Below are 16,929 nucleotides of genomic sequence, written 5' to 3'. Positions count from 1 at the left end.
GGGTAATCAAATGGATGTAGATGCGATTGTAGAGGGCATATTTAGCAAAAACAAGAGGGCTCTGGCAAGAGCAATAACCTATGTGGAAAACGATTATCCTGAGGGTAAGGAGATCCTGAAAAGGATCTATCCAAAAACCGGAAGTGCACATGTCATTGGTATTACAGGCTTTCCGGGAGTTGGAAAGAGCACGATTGTTAGCAAACTGACTCAGGAATTCAGGACAAGAGGGAAAACAGTAGGCATAGTCGCTGTCGATCCTGGATCGCCCTTTACGGGTGGAGCTCTGCTTGGTGACAGGCTGAGAATGGATGGACTAGATACGAACAGACAGCTTTGGGTCGATCCAGGGGTGTTCTTCAGGAGCATGAGCTCAAGGGGAAGAGCTGGTGGACTGTCTGCTAAAACTGGTGATGTTATAAGGCTGATGGATGCTTTTGGCTTTGATGTGATCTTCGTCGAGACCGTTGGAGCTGGGCAGAGCGAGGTTGACATAATCGAGGTAGCAGATACATCCATAGTTGCACTGATGCCGGAGATGGGTGATGACATTCAGATAAACAAGGCTGGAATTCTCGAGATTGGTGATATCTATGTTGTCAACAAAGCCGATCTCGGAGGGGCGGAGAAGACCGAAAGGTGGATCAAGGCGATGCTGATGATGGATCAGGAGGCTGTGGAGATTCTGTCGAAGACAACCCATGCGGATGAAGCTTTGGTTCAGAGCGGTCAGATATATGAAAAGATAAGGAGATCTGAATGGATTCCTCCAGTCATAAAAACAGTAGCAGAGAAAGGAGAAGGAATAGATCAGCTGGCTGATGCAATTGAAGACCACTTTGATTACCTCAAGAAATCTGGAAGACTCATTGAGACGAGGAAGAAGAGGCTCAGCAGGGAGATGGTTGAGATACTCGTGAATGAGATAAGGAATTATCTCGAGAAGGATAGCAAGGTAAAATTCGACGAGCTGGTTGAAAAAGTCTCCAAAAATGATCTTGATCCACATACAGCAATAGAGAACCTCCTGGAAGAGATTCTAAAGTAATAACGGTGAGAGGATGGCGAAGGATGTCAGGAAGACCCACTTACTGGATAGAAGTCTCGTTGATAAGGACTCCGAGTTGATTAAAGGCTTAGGCACCCTCGATGAGGCCAATGCGTTCATAGGACTCGCAAAGGTTTTTGCCAGGGATGAACTTGTTAAAAAGTACCTCGAGAAAATCCAGATGATGATATTCAAGGCTGGACTGGAGCTAATCTCAGACTACAGAATGAGTGAGAAGGAGTACGATGAGCTGTTGAATATCATACAAGAGTTCGAAAGTATCGTCAAAAAACCAAGAAATTTTATTTTGCTTGAGAAAAACGAGAGCTCGGCTTTTCTGAGTGTGGCGAGAACCGTGGTAAGAAGAGCAGAGAGGGAAATCGTTGGGCTTGAGAAAGCAGGAAAAGTCTCACTCCTTCTTGTTGAGTGGCTGAACAAGCTCAGCTATCTGATATATCTAATGAACCTGAGAGAGCTTGATGAGAAATACGATACTGTAAATTTCGAGTGATCCGTTGTATGACTGATGAGGGTAGCTGGAAGGAGTACAGCACATCTCTTGAAAAGAGCAAGGAGTATCATAGGAGGTACCACATAGCAGTCTCAAGCCCATTAAGGAGGAAGATTCTAAAGCTCATCGCGGAGGGAAAGAATAAGCAGGAGATTGCTAAATCTCTTGGATTGAGCGAAAAAAATCTTGATTACCATTTGAAGATTCTTGAGCATGGATTCTGCATAAAGATCAATGGAGACAGGATTTCACTGACTAAAGAGGGAGAGATAATATATTATGTCGATTGAATTTAAAATTTATAAAGCTTTGAATTCATGAGAGAGATGAACATGATTTCAGCCATCGGACAGCTCAGGATCTCCCCGGACAGGGATGTAAATCTGATGAAGGCTCTGAGCCTCATAAAGAGAGCCATTCAGGTTAATGCAAAACTTGTGGTTCTGCCGGAGTTGTTCAACACAGGCTTCTATCCGAAAAACTACGAACTAGTGGAGGACAATATAGAGGATGAAATCGATCTGATACTGAAGCTTTCTGAGAGGAGAGATATCACGATAGTGGGCAGTGTCGCAGAGAAGGAAAACGGTAAGCTTTACAACTCCGCAGTAGTTATACATCGCGGAGAGATTCTGGGGAAGTACAGAAAGACTCATCTCTTTCCTTTAACTGAGGAGAGAAAGTACTTCTCCACGGGAAATGAGCTGAAGGTTGTCGATACTCCTGTTGGTAAGATCGGGCTTATGATATGCTATGAGGTCAGATTTCCGGAGATAGCGAGGTATCTTGTGAGAAAGGGTGCTGAAATACTCGCGATCCCTGCGGAATTTCCAAAAGAGAGGATCAACCACTGGAAAATTCTGCTGAAAGCCAGAGCAATAGAGAACCAGTGCTTTGTTTTCGGTGCGAACTGTGCGGAAGGCGAGGATGCGTATCCCGGAAGCTCGATGATAGTAGATCCGTGGGGCAATGTGCTGGTTGAGGGAGGAGACAGGCAGGAGATCATAATGGCGGAGATAGATATCGGTGAGGTGGAGAAAACCAGGAGAAAATTCCCATTTTTGAGGGATTTCAGGAACGACCTCTTCAGCGGGTTATAATTGTAAAAAAAGTGATTGTAAAAAGTGCAAATTGGAGGGATAGAATGAAAATAGTGTTTGACGAGAGATTTTATGATGTATATACTCATGATCCTGCAGCATCTCCCGGAAGGCTTGAATGCATAGTTGAAGAATTGAGAGATTATGAGTTCGTAGAACCTTCTCCAGCCAGCGAGTCTGACATACTTCTCGTTCACACTCCCTCACATTTAGAGTTCGTAAAGACAATGCAGAGTGTATATGAAATCTCGTGCCTTTCAGCCGGATCAGCAATCAGAGCTTCAGAAATAGCCTTTGAAGAGCCAGCATTCTCTCTTGCCCGCCCGCCTGGACACCACGCCAGTCCAAACAGCTCATGGGGATTCTGCTACTTCAACAACATAGCCATATCAGTCAGGAGATTGATAGTGAACTCAAAAATAGAGAAGGCTGTTATAGTTGACTTCGATCTCCATTATGGTGATGGCACAGCCAACACATTCGAGGATGATGGGAGAGTTAAATACTACCACATGCCCAAAGATGACATTGATGGTATCGTAGAGTTCCTTGAAAAAAGTGAGTACGATATCATAGCAGTTTCCGCAGGATTCGACAAGCATGTAGACGACTGGGGGAGCTATCTCATGACAGAGGATTATAGGGAGATCGGCAAGATAATCAGAGAGTTCTCTGAGAGGTGCGATGGAAGGAGATATGCAGTTTTAGAGGGAGGGTACTCCACAAAAGTTCTAGGTAAGAATGTAAAAGCTTTTATAAGAGGATTTGAATGACTTTACTTCCTTTTTAGCTGGAGGATATTCATATAACCCTTTTCTAAATCAGAAAACCGATGGCGGCAATTCTCTTTAGACCAGCATTTTTCCCCATACAGCCTTAAATCTCAAAACAAAAACAGCGCCTTTTGGGTTGTTATCCTCAATGCTAATACTGCCACCATACCTCTCCATTACCTTCTTGGCCACATAAAGTCCTAAGCCTGTGCCCTTTGTTTCACCATGGCTGAACCCTTCATCAAATATCTTCTTCTTAATTTCATTGGGGATACCTCTACCATAATCAGCAATCCTGACCTCACAGACCCCGTTCTTTCTCTTCACTTTTATATCAATTCTGTTTGTTTTTCCATGGATCACAGCATTCCTTATGATGTTATCAAAAAGCGACGAAATAGCCTCATCAGCCAGAACTATGCAATTACCATCTATGTTAATGGGAATCGAGTAATATTTTGCTAGTTCCTCAAGAACAGGTTTAATCGGGGTTGGCTTTAATGTTTTACCTGATAAAGCTAAGGATTCAAGTTGTCTTATCTCTTTTATGAGATTAATTGATTTATATGCGGCTTTAATCGCTTTTTCAATGAGGAATACATCTTTATTTTCCATGTAAAGCTCAAGAGCTCCGACAACAATTGAAAGATCGTTAAGTATATCGTGACGCATTATTTTGTTTATCACTCTAAAAAGCTCAGATAATTCCTCAGCCCTTCTTCTTGCACTCACCTCGTCAGTTATATCGTTCCCGATAGCGACTATTATTCTCTCACCTTCTCGTTCCACAACAGTATTACTCCAAGATATGATCTTTTCTCCGGTCTTTGCTCTGATAGGATGTATGTAGCTGTTCCAACCTATTTCAAGGGTTTTCTTAAATATTTTTAAGGTGTATTCCACCCTAGGCACGAAAATATCGAACCAGTTTTTTCCGAGAACCTCTTCTCGAGCATATCCTGTTATTTCCTCGCATTTTCTGTTGAACATAACTATTCTGCCCTTTTCGTCCAAACCAACTATCAGTGAGTTAGCGGTCTCAATTATCTTTTCAACAAACTCTTTTTCCTTTTCAAGTTTTACTTTTTCAGTGATGTCGCTTACAATTACCACCTTTCCAACATCTTTCAAATTGTAAATCGATGAACTGTAAAATCTGCCTTCATGCGTTATAAAACCATCATACCATTTCTTATCAAGTTTTTTTCCAATTATCTTTCCAAGAACTTTTTCAGCAGCGTTATTTGCTTCAACAACGACCCCATCGTTATTAACGAGAATGATTATATCTTTTATGTTCTCAACAATCTTTCTGTATCTTTCGTCGGCAAGTAAGAGACATTCAAGTACAGAGTCAAGCTTTTCAACTAGTAGCTCAATAGCGGAAAAGTATTCGGCTGGTATCTCCTTTTTCCCTCCAAAAATGATCCTGCAAGCCTTCTTTTCAAATGAGATTTTATGGGCATAAACGGCTTTCTTTGGAATCTCTATTTTTAGATTGAGCTTTGGCACTTCTGCATAGGCGTAACTGAATCCAAAATTCCTGGATGTAGTTATGAGAAAGGTTTCTACGAGTTTTCCTGGATTTTCAGGTTTTATGTTCATGGAGATTTCATATAACGCGGAAATTAACCTATTTTTGTCCACCAGTACCACCTAAAACAATCGTTTTATTGTAGAATTCAACAAAAGTTTCTGAGTTTGCTATTTCACTTATTGATAGCATACCAAAACTTTCTTTGTTTATAGTTATTAGCTCTTTAACGAAATAAATCAGATCCAGTTCCATACGATACAAGTAGAGTTAACTAAATTTAAAAGGTTTTAGATATCTGTAAAATTATTATCTTACCGATTTATAATTACCAAATTTAGCAAGATTTAAGTATTTTGCCACCGTTTATTTTAAAAATGCAGGTAATGTCCCCCGATATCAGAGCAGAAACAGTATATGTGGGATTAAGAGGATTCAGCAGGTACTCAGATAAAAATGCTCTATCTATCGATGAAATCAATGAACTGAGTAAGGATAAAAATGTTTTCGTCGCATTGAACAGGATAAGAGGTTTAGATCCTGTTGCCGAGGTTGTCGAGGTTATTGAACGATTAAAATGTAAGGGTGTTATCCTGAACGATGCTGGACTGATATGGAAAGTTTCTGTTATGAAAAATAAAAAGAAGATCGTTTCAAGTGTCGGATTAAACCCATTAAACGAACTCGACATTGAATTTTTAAAAAGTATCGGGGCCGATGTCGTCGTGATCCCCCCAGAGCTGAATTCTGATATTTCAATCAAGAAGGATGTTGAGATCGAAGCTTTTGGATTCGCATTGATTGAGATGTTTTATAAGGGTAAGTGTATGATCTCGTCATACTTTAATGGTATCAGCACGAAAAAATCCGGCTTATGCACAAAGAAGTGTTGCAGAAGGTGGAAAGTTGTTTTTGAGGATAAGGAGGTTTGTGAGGTGTCTTTTAATCCTAAAGCAGTTATGTTTGAATTTGATGAAAGATCAGATTTCAGGCCAGATTATGTGAAACTGGAAGGAAGACAGTTCAGGAGGTTTGATGATGGAGCTGGTAACCAACATCCCGACGCTTGAGCAGATGAGTAAATGCAGTATAGAGCCGTACGATGCGATATATCTTGGAAATCCATACTGTATGAAGTACGATGGAAACCTGACATCCAACTTCGAAGACCTCAGGATCGCGGTGGAGATGCTGAGGGAGATGGGAAAGAGGGTGTATATCTCCACATTCTCTGCCCCAAGAAATTCGGATCTGCCTGAGGTTTTCAGACTGATAGATCTGGTTGCCGATCTAGAGGTGGATGCGATAGAATCGACGAATTTTGGAGTTATAAGCTATGTGAAGAGAGAGTACGATCTGAGGGTTCATGCCGGAGGGTTAACGAACATCTACACATCGGCAACTGTAGAGTTACTCAAAAGCATAGGTGTGGAGAGGGTTATGCCAGCATATGAGCTACCGCTTGAAGACATTGCAGGAATTAAGGCTGCAGGTGTGGAAGTGGAAGTTGTTGTTCATGGCAAGATTCCACTAGGGATTTCACATGAATGCTTCCTGCTCGAGTTCGAGAAAAATGTGGGAGTTGAGTGTCCGCATATCTGCAAGAGGGAGATGGTTTTCAGGAGCGGAGATCTGGTGCTCAAACCTTTCGGGCATGCCACACTCAGCGGAAAGGACGTTTGCATGTATGAGCACATTGATGAGCTGAGAAAGGTTGGTGTCGATGCTCTGAGGGTGGAAACGATATCTGAAAGAATTGGTTACAGGGAAAAGGTAGGAAATATTTACAGGAATTTGCTGGAGAGAGGTTTTGACAGAAATGATTTTGAAAAACTCATGGAGATTGCGAAGTATGGTATATGCAACGGATTCTACTTCAACAAAGCTGGACAGATATATGTTGGATCCGAGGTGGTGTAAATGGTTGAACTTTTAGCTCCCGGCGGGAATGCTGAGATGGTTAAGGCTGTTTTTGAGGCTGGCGCTGATAGCGTTTATGTTGGAGTTAAGGGATGGAGCAGAAGGGCATTGAGGTATGAAATGTCAGATTCAGAAATAGTTGAGGTTGTAAAAATTGCCCATGATTTCGGTGGTAAGCTCAGAGCAGCGATAAATGCTATGCCTAAGCCATCGGAAATTGACATGTTCAGAGAGAGGCTAGATTTTCTGTATTCTGCTGGAGTGGATGCAATTATACTGAACGATGCTGGTTTGATGAGGGTTGTTAGTGATACCTATCCGGACATTGATATAGTCGCAAGCATTGGATGCAACATACTGAACTATGAGGAGGCTCTGTTCTACAGGAAAGCTGGAGCGGGTATGGTTGTTGCCGACTGCAAACTCACGATAGATGAGATGAGGGAGATCAAAGATAAGGCGGGAGTTGGAATAGAGGTGCTGGTGCATGCCAATACGGATTTCACATACCTCGGTAAGTGCTGGATGAGTAGCTACAAGGCTTTGAAGTATGAGGAGCTGAATGGAAAGAGTTACTATATTGGGAGTCCAAACAGAGGTGGAGTTTGCTTCCGGCCTTGCCTGATGAGGTGGTCTCTGCTTGGTGATGATGTTTATGCGAGGGACTTCAATCTCCCCAACAGTATGTTCCTCCTACTTGAGGAGATTCCGTCACTTCTGGAGGTTGTTGACTGCCTCAAAATCCAGGGTAGAGAGTATTCAGTTGGACTTATAAAAGAGATAGTCAGGTTCTACAGGGATTTTGTTGAAGCTTGCAGCGGTGGAGAGGTTGATTTTGCTGTATGGAAGAAAAAGCTGATGGATATAGCTTCGAGAAGAGACGCCGAGAGACTCAGAAAGACCATGGAGCTTATAAAGTTGTCTGAGGTGGGAGTTTAGTTGTTTTTTAATTTTGTTTTTGGCTAGATGATCGTTGGTTGTTGCTGATATGGTTACATGTAACCTTGATTTGCAATTAGAGGAACTGAGATTGCAACTCACTCCAGGAACTTAATGATAGAGCGATTCTTGGCTGCCCACGATCTCAATGTATTCAATCGAAGATCGATAACAACTTCGAAAGGAGAGCGAAGAGAGATGATGTACCAAGAGTTTTGAGAATGCCCAACCAAAATGTTTAATCGAATGTTTAGCTAAATGTTGAACCAATCCAATCACCGACATAATGTGTTATGACTATAACTATTAATGCAATAACTAGGTGTTCTGTTACCACTTTCCAGGGTTTTGTTTTTTGCTCTTTAGCGATTTGGAAGCTGAAAATCCCCAGCAAAGATAGACCCCAGATAACACTTACTATAATCGCCGTTGATAATTGAAACAATAGAAGAGGAACAACAAATGTCAATGCAAAAACAAATTTGGACAAAAAAGTGGAAATAGTTGATTCCCATATTTCCTTTGTAGTGTGCTTATTCTCAGCCTCTTCGGAAACATGTATCCCCAATGCATCTGAAAATGCATCTGCTATTGCTATTGTCAATATACCTCCGATAACCACGATCTTTGAGTGAGTTCCAGAATGTAAACCAACCATTAATCCAAGAGTTGTGATTACTGCAGAGGTTAAACCAAAGCTAAAACCTGTTTTAAATGAGTGTTTCATCATAATGTTTTAACTCCTCTAATCTAAATAGCTTTTTGGGTCGGGTAATTTCAGAGAACGTTTTGGGGTATGAAGTTTGCAGAGCGATAGCGGAGCAAATTTGGGCGAGCGTTAGCGAGTCATATATCCACCTGTTGCACGACCCTGTAGGGGCGAACGAACGAAGTGAGCGAAGAGTTTTTGAGTTGCCGAGAATCCCTTGCGAGCGTAGTTTTCTCCACCTTCACCCACTCATGCTGCTTTTTCTCTCTCAATCAGCCTAAGGATTCAAATAAAGTCAAATATTTCCTTTTTCTTCCCTCCTTCTAACCTTAGTTTTCTCAGGAGTTCTCAATCTTTCAAGTATGGATGACTCTCTTCTTTAAAGAACTCTTTGTTTTCGATATAGTCTAACAACGCGTATGAATTGCTAAGATCTCTCAAGAGAGAGGGTGAGAGTTTTTAGCGAGGCATTCGGCTGTTTTCTGACTTAAAAGAACCATTCCTGACAGGTAGCATTCGGCTACCCTTCTGACGAGTTCAATGGCCTTCCAGTATCTGCTACCATCCCTTATCATTCTTTCACCCGTTTTCACCCTTTTTACCCGTTTTCACGCGTGGGCATCCAAAAACTCGTCGGGCGTGTAAATCTCGTTCTCGCTGATCCACTCAAAATCTTTTACATTGTATGTTATCATCGGGCATCTGAGCTTAACAGCCAGACTTCCGATCATGTAGTCTCTCACCTTCTTTCTGAAGTCCCATCTTCCTATCGCCGCATTGCTTGCAATTCTGGCGCACTCTCTATCGAACGGCATCACCTGAACTTTCAATGCGTCGAGAAAGGCGTCAACGAATTCTCTGCCATCTTTTCCCTTTTTCTTCAGGTAGTGGTAGAGGAGTTCGGTGTATGTTATGGTCGAGATTCTCGCGTCGTGGTTACCCTTCTTCAGCCACTCGCAGAACCTCCTGTTCTGGAAAACATTGGTGTCCAGAACGATTTTCAATCAAAGCCCTCCTGCAACCCTGCTTTCATTTCCTCTATCGTCTCGTCTATGTCCTTGAATATTTCCACACCTTCTTTGATAACATCATCTGCCCTCACGATCTTGTATCCGTCTTCTGTTTTGATGAAGACAACTTCATCTCCTGCTTTAATGTTAAGTTCCTCTCTGACTCTCTTAGGTATCGTGATCTGGTACTTCCTGGTAACTAACACCATTACAAAACACCTCCAGTAATGAAATATCTAAAAAGTAATACATATATCTTTTTGTACTTCTGTTTCAAACTTCAAACACAAAACCAAAAGAAATGATTATTTTCAGGGCTGAAGCTCCTCTTCGAGTCTCCTGTAGGCCTCGTCCACGCCCTGCTTTAAAGTGACACCGATTTCGTCTGCCAGCCTCTCAAAATCCTCTAGCCCCTTAACAAGCTCTTCATACAGATCGACATCGATTAGCTCCTCGTTCTGACAGTTTGGGCAGTACACACTTGCAAGATCGCTGTTATCGTTTATATCCTCACCGAAACCGTTGTAGTCGATAAAATCCTAGTAGTATTTGGTATAGCCAAAACAGAAACACCCCCACAGAACTTAACCAAAGTTTCACCTTACTTTGCAAAAATTCAAAACCAAAAAAGAAAGTGTATTGAAATGTAAATTAGACGGACCCGGCGGGATTTGAACCCGCGATCTACGGCTTAGAAGGCCGTCGCCCTATCCATGCTAGGCCACGGGCCCTTTTGGTTCCCTAACTTTTGGTTACCTAACTAAATCTGAGAATCATATCTCGATTGAGTTTATGAACTTTATGGTACTTCATCAGCCACTCTTATCGATCAGACATCAAACACACAGTAATTTTTAAGTTATCTGAGCCATTCGTTTGTTCCATGGATGTCTTTCTCTTCGAATATATTTCGTGCGGAGGTGAAGCTGAAGAGGATATAGTTGTGGAAGGTTTATCGATGTTCAAATCCCTTTATACAGGATTTACAAAATTCTCGAATGTGCTCTCTTTTGTAAATCCAGAATACAGCCTTTCCACCATGTATAACATCCCGCCAGTCAGGAATTTTGAAGAAGACTTCAGAGAATGCTGCGAAAACGCTGATTACGCGTTGATCATAGCTCCTGAAGATGAAGGTATTCTCGAAACTCTCACAAAAATTGCAGAAAAGAGGTGTGAGAACCTTGGATCAAGTTCTAAAGCTATAGCCATCACCTCCAGTAAATGGCTAACATACCTCAGGCTGAAAGACAGGGTTAACATGCCGTTAACCTCAAAAGAACCGCTAGATGTGAGCTATGTAATCAAACCTGAAAGGTCGTGCGGAGGAGCGGGCATAGACTTTGGTTCCGGAACAGTCCCGGACGGATTCGTCGCACAGGAATTTGTCGAGGGCAAGAACCTGAGCGTGAGCTTTATTGTAGGTGATGAGATAACCCCACTGAGCGTAAACTCTCAGCTTCTCGATCACTTCAAATACAGCGGTGCGTTGGTTCCTGCAAATATTGGAAAAAAGGAGGAAAAAATGGTTGTTGAGGAAGCTACAGAGGCTGTAGGCTGCATTAAGGGTCTTCACGGATATGTTGGTGTGGATGTCGTTTTATCTGACTCCCCATACATCATAGAGATAAACGCGAGACTGACAACACCCTCAATAGCATTCGAGCAGGTTTATGGATTCAATCTTGCAGAACTGATCTACAAAAATCATGCTGAAGGCCATCTAACTTTCAGAAGCAAAGCGAGAAGAGTCTGCAGTATTTCGAAGGTGAATGGAGTGAGAGAGAGTGCAATGGCCTATCACAAGGAAACATCTCTGGTTGTTGAAGAGGTTGACTTGAGTGTTGGCCGAGGAGGTTGACAGTTGAAGAATGGAAGCATGGCAAGAATCACCATAGTCCTCCCAGCATACAACGAAGCTGACAAGCTGGAGATAGCAGTTGAGGAAGTCAGAAAGGAAATGAGTAAATACTTCAGCGAGGAAGATTACGAGATAATAATAGCCGAAGATGGTTCCACAGACGGTACTGATGTTATAGCAAGGAATCTTGCCGAAAGGTATGATAATGTATTTCATGTGCATTCGGATGAGAGGCTTGGAAAGGGCAGGGCGATTTTAAACGCCTTCAGACAGTCTAAAGGGGATGTTCTGGTATTCATGGATGTAGACCTCTCCACAGACATCTCCCACCTCAAAGAACTCATAGATCTAACCCAGAACTACGACTTCGTAACAGGAAGCAGACTGCTCAAGGATAGCGAGACAGAGAGACCATTCAAGCGGGACTTCGCCTCTAAAGGCTACAACTTCCTTGTAAGGTTGCTGTTAAGATCAAAACTGAAGGATCATCAGTGTGGATTTAAAGCATTCAGGAGGAAAGCTTTCTTCAAGGTTGTTGAACATGTTAAGGACAACCACTGGTTCTGGGATACAGAGCTTATGATCCTCGCCCAGAGAATGGGTTACAGGGTTAAGGAGTTCCCCGTCAGGTGGAGACAGGGGGAGAGGAGTAAGGTCAGGTTCAGGGACATGTTTTACATGATATCCAGCATAGTCAGAATGTTCCTGAAATGAACGGAAGATGAATATGATCAGAAACCTAACAAAAAGACTAGTTCAGCTCCTGATTGGGCTTATAATCCTATACGTGATCTACTCCAGAGTCAACTTCAGCCTTACGAGTATAAAAAAGGTTGATGTAGCAGGAATAGTATTTGCATCCCTGTGCTACATGACCCTCAACCTTCTGCTGTCTTTCAGGCTAAAAGTTCTTGTGAATGGAATGGGCTGCTCTATAGACTATTCAAAGGCACTTCAGTCTCACTTTGGAGGTATGCTTCTATCGGAATTCACCCCGGGAAGGAGTGGTTACCTCTCGACACCCTTTTTCATCAAAAAACTCGGTGGATGCAATCTGAATGTGGGAATGGCTGGAATTTTAGTACCTCAGGCAGTAGAGTTTCTGATAAAAATTTTTGGAAGTATTCTTGCTCTGCTCCTAATATTCCATCATACTGAGAAATTCAAGGAGCTGGTTGCCGTCTCCGCGATCTCACTCTTGTTCATTTTTGTAATATCTGTCATTTTGCTTTTAGCTTCTTGGTACAACAGGGGTCCGAGCAGAATCAGATTGCCAAAGAGGTTGAGATTCATGGCGAATTTTTTGCTTAGATATTCCGAACATTCTGCTAAAACTAAAGACATGTTCTGGTTTATTCTGGTTACTGGATTACTCGGATGGGTTATAACATCTCTTCAGTGGTACTTTGTCGGAAAATCTCTTGCATTAGATCTCAATTTTTATGTTTACCTCCTCATCCAGCCGTTAATAAGCTCGCTCATGTTTCTGCCCATAACTCCTGCCGGGCTCGGTCTCATGGAAGGAGGGGCTGTCACAGCGTTCTATCTTCTTGGAGTGGATGCATCTACAGCATTGCTTTACTCACTTCTTGTCAGAACAACAAACATCTTTGGTGATATTCCTGGAATTTACACTCTCCTCAAATTTCCGGAGATTCTGAAAGGGAGAGAAAGGAAGAAGAATTAAATAACAGAACCTCAAAGCAGGGGGTGAACATGGCAAGAATCACCATAGTCCTCCCAGCATACAACGAAGCTGACAAGCTGGAGATAGCAGTTGAGGAAGTCAGAAAGGAAATGAGCAAATACTTCAGCGAGGAAGATTACGAGATAATAATAGCCGAAGATGGTTCCACAGACGGTACTGATGTTATAGCAAGGAATCTTGCCGAAAGGTATGATAATGTATTTCATGTGCATTCGGATGAGAGGCTGGGCAGGGGAAAAGCCCTCCTGAATGCGTTCAGACAATCAAGCGGAGATGTGCTTGTTTATCTGGATGTAGACCTCTCCACAGACATCTCCCACCTCAAAGAACTCATAGATCTAACCCAGAACTACGACTTCGTAACAGGAAGCAGACTGCTCAAGGATAGCGAGACAGAGAGACCATTCAAGCGGGACTTCGCCTCTAAAGGCTACAACTTCCTTGTAAGGTTGCTGTTAAGATCAAAACTGAAGGATCATCAGTGTGGATTTAAAGCATTCAGGAGGAAAGCTTTCTTCAAGGTTGTTGAACATGTTAAGGACAACCACTGGTTCTGGGATACAGAGCTTATGATCCTCGCCCAGAGAATGGGTTACAGGGTTAAGGAGTTCCCCGTCAGGTGGAGACAGGGGGAGAGGAGTAAGGTCAGAATTGGACGGGATATCGCTTACATGTTCTCCCAGATCCTCAGGATGTTCTTTGACAGTCTTAAGGAGAGAAGGGGAGAGAGAAAGTTCCTCGCGGTTTCGATATCCATTGCACTTCTCATTCTATTCGCGATCGCCGGGTACATTGGTTTTGGGTCGGTTGCGAACACTATTGGCAAGGCTGATATTAAGGCGATTATCTTGGCCTCATCAATCTATGCTGGATCATTTATCGTTCGCGGATGGAGGTACAGCTACATAATGTCCATTCTCGGATATGATGCCCCGCTAATTTTCTCCACAGAAAGCATCGCGATAAGTCAGACCCTCAATGTGATCACGCCCGTCAGAATAGGTGATCTCGGAAGGGCGTATGTGTTCAAACTGCAGGATGTTCCTTATTCTACATCCTTCAGTGCGTTAGCTGTGGAGAGGGTTTTTGATCTGATATCAGTTATTATATTATCCTTTACATCCATTTTGTTGCTGAGTGCGATTGAACTTGCGAAAACTCCGCTGTATGCAACAGCACTTCTAGTGGTCATAGTTATTGCGTTATATTTTGCCTCGAGAATCCAGAACATAATCGGTGATATAGTCAGAGATGCGAACAGGGTTATGAGAACAAAAAAGGCTCCGGTAATTTTGCTGGTATCCTTATTTTTGTGGATGATCGACATCATTGTTTGCTATATTATACTCAGATCATTCTCGAGCGGAGACCTCTTCCTGCTCACAGTTCTTGCAGTATCCATCGGCAACATCACCAAGGTTCTGCCGATAACACCAGGAGGGATAGGAACATATGAGGCCGTTATGACCGGAATCTTGAGTCACTCCGTAAGCTCCAGCATAGCATTTGCTGTCTCGCTCATAGATCATGCAATAAAGAACATAATAACCGTGGTGCTCGGAATTATAGCTCTAAGCTCCCTGAACATAAAGCTCAGAGAGCTGAGATAATGGAAGCGGGAATAGTATTTTTCCTGACGGCTTCGATTCTGATCTCACAGAACCTCAAAATGGACTATCCGGTGGCGAAGTTAATGTCCTTTCTCCTTCTATGCCTGATTATTTTCTTTTTCTCGTTTTTCTTTCCTTTCAGGTATGTTTTTTACTTCTTATTTGCGATTTTTTTGATTTCGGGAATATACAGAGCATACAGAGACGGTTTCAATTTCGAGTTCAGGTATGAAGCAGTCTTTCTCGCAGTTTTTCTGTACTTCCTGTTTCTGCGATTTTTGATTCCACAGGCGTACGGTGCTGAGAAAATCATGGATTACGCCTTTTTGAACTCCGTACTGAGGGCAGATATGTTCCATCCGCCAGATCCGTTTTTCGCTGGAGGAGTTATCAACTTCTACTACTACTTCGGATATGTCTTTGGAGCAGCAGTAACGCTCTCATCGCTTCTCAGCCTTAGCAAGGGGTTCAATGTCGCGATAGCCGTGGTTCCAGCATATTTTGCCATGCTCTCCTACTACCTGATAAGGAGGATCTGTGACTGTAATGGTGGCAGATCGAGGATATATTCTGTGATTGCCCTCATATTCGCCGTGTTTTCCGGGAATTTTTATGCATTTTATGAATTCTTAAAGGATATTATCCGTGGAACCAAGCCCGGTTACCTGTTTTACTGGAATGCGACCAGAATAATTGACGATAGTACCTATGGTAAAACCATAAACGAGTTTCCCTACTTCAGTTTCATCCACGCAGACTTTCACGCTCATTTCGTTGCACTGCCGGTAAAGGTGCTTGCAATAATCATCCTTTACGATTACTTCAAAAAAGGGAAGAACTGGGTATATCTTATCCCATTAAATTTCATCCTTTTTGCTGTAAATTCATGGGATGCTCCTATATTCCTTTTTATAACTTTCCTCACAGCACTGTACAGATTTTACAGCACCAGAGATGTTGCGGAAATCAAAAAAGGAGCTATTGTTCTGGCGTTATCCGCCATTTCGATCCTTACACTGTACAGCACGATGGAGACGCCATCTGCAAAGCCGTTTCTGACTGGTGAACGAACATCTCTAACTCAATTTTTCTTGTATTTTGGCATAATATTCATTTTGAGCTACATCTATCTGTACGATGAGATTGTTAAATCCAAGAGGCTAGCAATGCTTTCAGTGCTTGCAGGTATTCTGGCATATCCATTCATACCGATCTTTCCAGTGATCTTTCCACTAACGATCCTATCTGCAAGAAAGTTTCTGAGAGGTGATTATCTATCCATGCTGATATTCTCAGCAACCCTGATCGTACTGGCGTGTGAGTTCGTGGCAGTAGAGTCGAGGATGAACACCTTCTTCAAGTTTTACCTGGCTGCATGGGTGTTGCTTCTGTTTCCTTCAGCCATTGCAATTGCTAAATCCCTGAAAGGCTCAGGGATGGCAAGGTATCTTGTGCTGACAGTATTTCTGATATCGCTCGTTTATCCAGTAATAGCAACTCCGATCAAATACTACAGAGCGGATTTCTCGTTGGATTCGGAGCAGTTCATAAAGTACTTCAGCGAAGGAGATTATGAAGCAATCCAGTTTCTCAAAGATAAGCGAGGGGTTGTTTTAGAGGCGTATTCTGACTGCTATGGCTATAGTGGGAGGGTTGCTGCATTCAGCGGCAATCCAACAGTAATTGCTTGGGGATGTCATGAGGTTCAGTGGAGAGATAATCCAGATGAGCTTGTTGAACGGATCAGGGATGTCAGAACAATCTACACGACAAACAACTGCACGCTGGCAAAATTGTTGGCTAAAAAATACAATGTCAGCTACATCTTTGTCGGTTATGAGGAACACAGGGTCTATGGAGTGAGTGAGCTGAAGTGTTTCAGAGAGGTTTTCAAGAGTGGGGATGCTGTGGTTTACTCTGTGAACAACGAGAACTGATGAGCGGATGAGGAAAGATTTATTAATTATGTTTGAGGAGCTTATGGCAATAAATGGAAGGTGGTTCTGATGCCCGGAATAATACCCCACAGACACTGTGTTATTTGCGGAAAAGCGATAGAGCCTGAAGAAATTACATGCAGTGATGAGTGCGAGGAAACCCTTCAGAAAGAAAAGAAAAGACAGAGGAACTCAATGATCCTCATGCTCGTAGCCTTCCTGGCATTGATAATAATGCTGTTCGTATTTGCACCCAAGTCATAGATGGC

At 42.5% G+C, this 16,929-nt stretch carries 21 protein-coding genes and 1 tRNA gene; 14 read left to right on the top strand and 8 right to left on the bottom strand.

Translation table 11 applies throughout. From position 1 onward, the window contains the following. Positions 1-10 precede the first annotated feature (10 nt). From meaB to ASULF_RS08325, 5 genes are read left to right on the top strand one after another with little or no spacing between them, the layout of a single operon-like run. The gene (gene meaB, locus ASULF_RS08345) at positions 11-1,048 is read left to right on the top strand and encodes a methylmalonyl Co-A mutase-associated GTPase MeaB (RefSeq protein ID WP_015591285.1); all 1,038 of its coding nucleotides are present in this window, start codon (positions 11-13) and stop codon (positions 1,046-1,048) included. Between the two features lie 13 nt (positions 1,049-1,061). Next, entirely contained in the window at positions 1,062-1,559 is a 498-nt protein-coding gene (locus tag ASULF_RS08340; protein ID WP_015591284.1) for an ATP:cob(I)alamin adenosyltransferase, read from the top strand. A gap of 8 nt (positions 1,560-1,567) precedes the next feature. Beyond that, entirely contained in the window at positions 1,568-1,849 is a 282-nt protein-coding gene (locus tag ASULF_RS08335) for a winged helix-turn-helix domain-containing protein (RefSeq protein ID WP_015591283.1), read from the top strand. A gap of 27 nt (positions 1,850-1,876) precedes the next feature. After that, positions 1,877-2,659, top strand: a complete 783-nt coding sequence (locus tag ASULF_RS08330; protein WP_015591282.1) for a carbon-nitrogen family hydrolase — start codon at positions 1,877-1,879, stop codon at positions 2,657-2,659. 44 nt (positions 2,660-2,703) lie between these two features. Further along, on the top strand, positions 2,704-3,432 hold the full coding sequence (locus tag ASULF_RS08325) for a histone deacetylase family protein (RefSeq protein WP_015591281.1): 729 nt from the start codon (positions 2,704-2,706) through the stop codon (positions 3,430-3,432). A 75-nt stretch (positions 3,433-3,507) separates the two neighbouring features. Here the strand turns inward: ASULF_RS08325 and ASULF_RS08320 are convergent, their stop codons facing one another. Both ASULF_RS08320 and ASULF_RS12045 read right to left on the bottom strand, forming a co-directional pair. After that, positions 3,508-5,079: a PAS domain S-box protein gene (locus ASULF_RS08320; protein WP_015591280.1), complete on the bottom strand. Its 1,572-nt coding sequence runs from the start codon at positions 5,077-5,079 to the stop codon at positions 3,508-3,510. Further along, on the bottom strand, positions 5,066-5,221 hold the full coding sequence (locus tag ASULF_RS12045) for a hypothetical protein (RefSeq protein WP_015591279.1): 156 nt from the start codon (positions 5,219-5,221) through the stop codon (positions 5,066-5,068). Before ASULF_RS12045 ends, ASULF_RS08320 begins: the two co-directional genes overlap by 14 nt. Positions 5,222-5,343: 122 nt before the next feature. Between ASULF_RS12045 and ASULF_RS08315 the strand changes: the two genes are divergently transcribed. The 3 genes from ASULF_RS08315 to ASULF_RS08305 are packed head-to-tail and all read left to right on the top strand — an operon-like array spanning position 5,344 to position 7,825. Beyond that, on the top strand, positions 5,344-6,036 hold the full coding sequence (locus tag ASULF_RS08315) for a peptidase U32 family protein (RefSeq protein ID WP_015591278.1): 693 nt from the start codon (positions 5,344-5,346) through the stop codon (positions 6,034-6,036). Further along, a complete protein-coding gene (locus ASULF_RS08310; protein ID WP_236609677.1) occupies positions 6,002-6,886 on the top strand; it encodes a peptidase U32 family protein in 885 nt (294 codons plus the stop codon). The genes ASULF_RS08315 and ASULF_RS08310 overlap by 35 nt, the downstream gene beginning before the upstream one ends. Continuing rightward, entirely contained in the window at positions 6,887-7,825 is a 939-nt protein-coding gene (locus ASULF_RS08305; RefSeq protein WP_015591276.1) for a peptidase U32 family protein, read from the top strand. It abuts the gene before it with no gap. A gap of 250 nt (positions 7,826-8,075) precedes the next feature. Here ASULF_RS08305 and ASULF_RS08300 read toward each other — a convergent pair whose 3' ends face one another. From ASULF_RS08300 to ASULF_RS08285, 6 genes are all read right to left on the bottom strand, one after another. Then, entirely contained in the window at positions 8,076-8,552 is a 477-nt protein-coding gene (locus tag ASULF_RS08300) for a VIT1/CCC1 transporter family protein (RefSeq protein WP_048098374.1), read from the bottom strand. 419 nt (positions 8,553-8,971) lie between these two features. After that, entirely contained in the window at positions 8,972-9,127 is a 156-nt protein-coding gene (locus ASULF_RS12040) for a hypothetical protein (protein ID WP_169336402.1), read from the bottom strand. Positions 9,128-9,142: 15 nt separating this feature from the next. Continuing rightward, the gene (locus tag ASULF_RS08295) at positions 9,143-9,538 is read right to left on the bottom strand and encodes a type II toxin-antitoxin system VapC family toxin (protein WP_015591273.1); all 396 of its coding nucleotides are present in this window, start codon (positions 9,536-9,538) and stop codon (positions 9,143-9,145) included. Further along, entirely contained in the window at positions 9,535-9,753 is a 219-nt protein-coding gene (locus tag ASULF_RS08290) for an AbrB/MazE/SpoVT family DNA-binding domain-containing protein (protein ID WP_015591272.1), read from the bottom strand. The genes ASULF_RS08295 and ASULF_RS08290 overlap by 4 nt, the downstream gene beginning before the upstream one ends. A 102-nt stretch (positions 9,754-9,855) precedes the next feature. Further along, the gene (locus ASULF_RS12035) at positions 9,856-10,023 is read right to left on the bottom strand and encodes a hypothetical protein (RefSeq protein ID WP_015591271.1); all 168 of its coding nucleotides are present in this window, start codon (positions 10,021-10,023) and stop codon (positions 9,856-9,858) included. Between the two features lie 177 nt (positions 10,024-10,200). Then, positions 10,201-10,275: transfer RNA gene (locus ASULF_RS08285), tRNA-Arg, on the bottom strand. 152 nt (positions 10,276-10,427) lie between these two features. Between ASULF_RS08285 and ASULF_RS08280 the strand changes: the two genes are divergently transcribed. The 6 genes from ASULF_RS08280 (at position 10,428) to ASULF_RS08255 (ending at position 16,924) form a co-directional block, all read left to right on the top strand. Further along, positions 10,428-11,405: an ATP-grasp domain-containing protein gene (locus ASULF_RS08280; RefSeq protein ID WP_015591270.1), complete on the top strand. Its 978-nt coding sequence runs from the start codon at positions 10,428-10,430 to the stop codon at positions 11,403-11,405. 3 nt (positions 11,406-11,408) lie between these two features. Further along, complete coding sequence (locus ASULF_RS08275) at positions 11,409-12,119, top strand: dolichyl-phosphate beta-glucosyltransferase (RefSeq protein WP_015591269.1); 711 nt, start codon at positions 11,409-11,411, stop codon at positions 12,117-12,119. Positions 12,120-12,126: 7 nt separating this feature from the next. Continuing rightward, complete coding sequence (locus ASULF_RS08270) at positions 12,127-13,092, top strand: lysylphosphatidylglycerol synthase transmembrane domain-containing protein (RefSeq protein ID WP_015591268.1); 966 nt, start codon at positions 12,127-12,129, stop codon at positions 13,090-13,092. Positions 13,093-13,121: 29 nt separating this feature from the next. Continuing rightward, positions 13,122-14,723 carry a flippase-like domain-containing protein gene (locus ASULF_RS11585; protein ID WP_015591267.1) on the top strand — a complete coding sequence of 534 codons (1,602 nt, stop codon included), beginning with the start codon at positions 13,122-13,124 and terminating at the stop codon, positions 14,721-14,723. Further along, positions 14,723-16,660 carry a DUF2298 domain-containing protein gene (locus ASULF_RS08260; RefSeq protein WP_015591266.1) on the top strand — a complete coding sequence of 646 codons (1,938 nt, stop codon included), beginning with the start codon at positions 14,723-14,725 and terminating at the stop codon, positions 16,658-16,660. Before ASULF_RS11585 ends, ASULF_RS08260 begins: the two co-directional genes overlap by 1 nt. A 69-nt stretch (positions 16,661-16,729) precedes the next feature. Continuing rightward, positions 16,730-16,924 carry a DUF2116 family Zn-ribbon domain-containing protein gene (locus tag ASULF_RS08255; protein ID WP_015591265.1) on the top strand — a complete coding sequence of 65 codons (195 nt, stop codon included), beginning with the start codon at positions 16,730-16,732 and terminating at the stop codon, positions 16,922-16,924. The last annotated feature ends 5 nt before the right edge of the window (positions 16,925-16,929 follow it).

The sequence above is a fragment of the Archaeoglobus sulfaticallidus PM70-1 genome, from assembly GCF_000385565.1.
GTDB classification, from domain to species: Archaea; Halobacteriota; Archaeoglobi; order Archaeoglobales; family Archaeoglobaceae; genus Archaeoglobus_A; species Archaeoglobus_A sulfaticallidus.
The sequence above is the reverse complement of the archived record's forward strand: the minus strand, read 5'-3'. Positions and strand labels throughout refer to the sequence as shown.

Bases quoted from the DNA above. Each gene is read 5' to 3' on its own strand.
- meaB (WP_015591285.1), top strand. From the start codon at position 11: ATGGATGTAGATGCGATTGTAGAGGGCATATTTAGCAAAAACAAGAGG.
- ASULF_RS08340 (WP_015591284.1), top strand. From the start codon at position 1,062: ATGGCGAAGGATGTCAGGAAGACCCACTTACTGGATAGAAGTCTCGTT.
- ASULF_RS08335 (WP_015591283.1), top strand. From the start codon at position 1,568: ATGACTGATGAGGGTAGCTGGAAGGAGTACAGCACATCTCTTGAAAAG.
- ASULF_RS08330 (WP_015591282.1), top strand. From the start codon at position 1,877: ATGAGAGAGATGAACATGATTTCAGCCATCGGACAGCTCAGGATCTCC.
- ASULF_RS08325 (WP_015591281.1), top strand. From the start codon at position 2,704: ATGAAAATAGTGTTTGACGAGAGATTTTATGATGTATATACTCATGAT.
- ASULF_RS12045 (WP_015591279.1), bottom strand. From the start codon at position 5,221: ATGGAACTGGATCTGATTTATTTCGTTAAAGAGCTAATAACTATAAAC.
- ASULF_RS08315 (WP_015591278.1), top strand. From the start codon at position 5,344: ATGCAGGTAATGTCCCCCGATATCAGAGCAGAAACAGTATATGTGGGA.
- ASULF_RS08310 (WP_236609677.1), top strand. From the start codon at position 6,002: ATGATGGAGCTGGTAACCAACATCCCGACGCTTGAGCAGATGAGTAAA.
- ASULF_RS08305 (WP_015591276.1), top strand. From the start codon at position 6,887: ATGGTTGAACTTTTAGCTCCCGGCGGGAATGCTGAGATGGTTAAGGCT.
- ASULF_RS08300 (WP_048098374.1), bottom strand. From the start codon at position 8,552: ATGAAACACTCATTTAAAACAGGTTTTAGCTTTGGTTTAACCTCTGCA.
- ASULF_RS08290 (WP_015591272.1), bottom strand. From the start codon at position 9,753: ATGGTGTTAGTTACCAGGAAGTACCAGATCACGATACCTAAGAGAGTC.
- ASULF_RS08280 (WP_015591270.1), top strand. From the start codon at position 10,428: ATGGATGTCTTTCTCTTCGAATATATTTCGTGCGGAGGTGAAGCTGAA.
- ASULF_RS08270 (WP_015591268.1), top strand. From the start codon at position 12,127: ATGAATATGATCAGAAACCTAACAAAAAGACTAGTTCAGCTCCTGATT.
- ASULF_RS11585 (WP_015591267.1), top strand. From the start codon at position 13,122: ATGGCAAGAATCACCATAGTCCTCCCAGCATACAACGAAGCTGACAAG.
- ASULF_RS08260 (WP_015591266.1), top strand. From the start codon at position 14,723: ATGGAAGCGGGAATAGTATTTTTCCTGACGGCTTCGATTCTGATCTCA.
- ASULF_RS08255 (WP_015591265.1), top strand. From the start codon at position 16,730: ATGCCCGGAATAATACCCCACAGACACTGTGTTATTTGCGGAAAAGCG.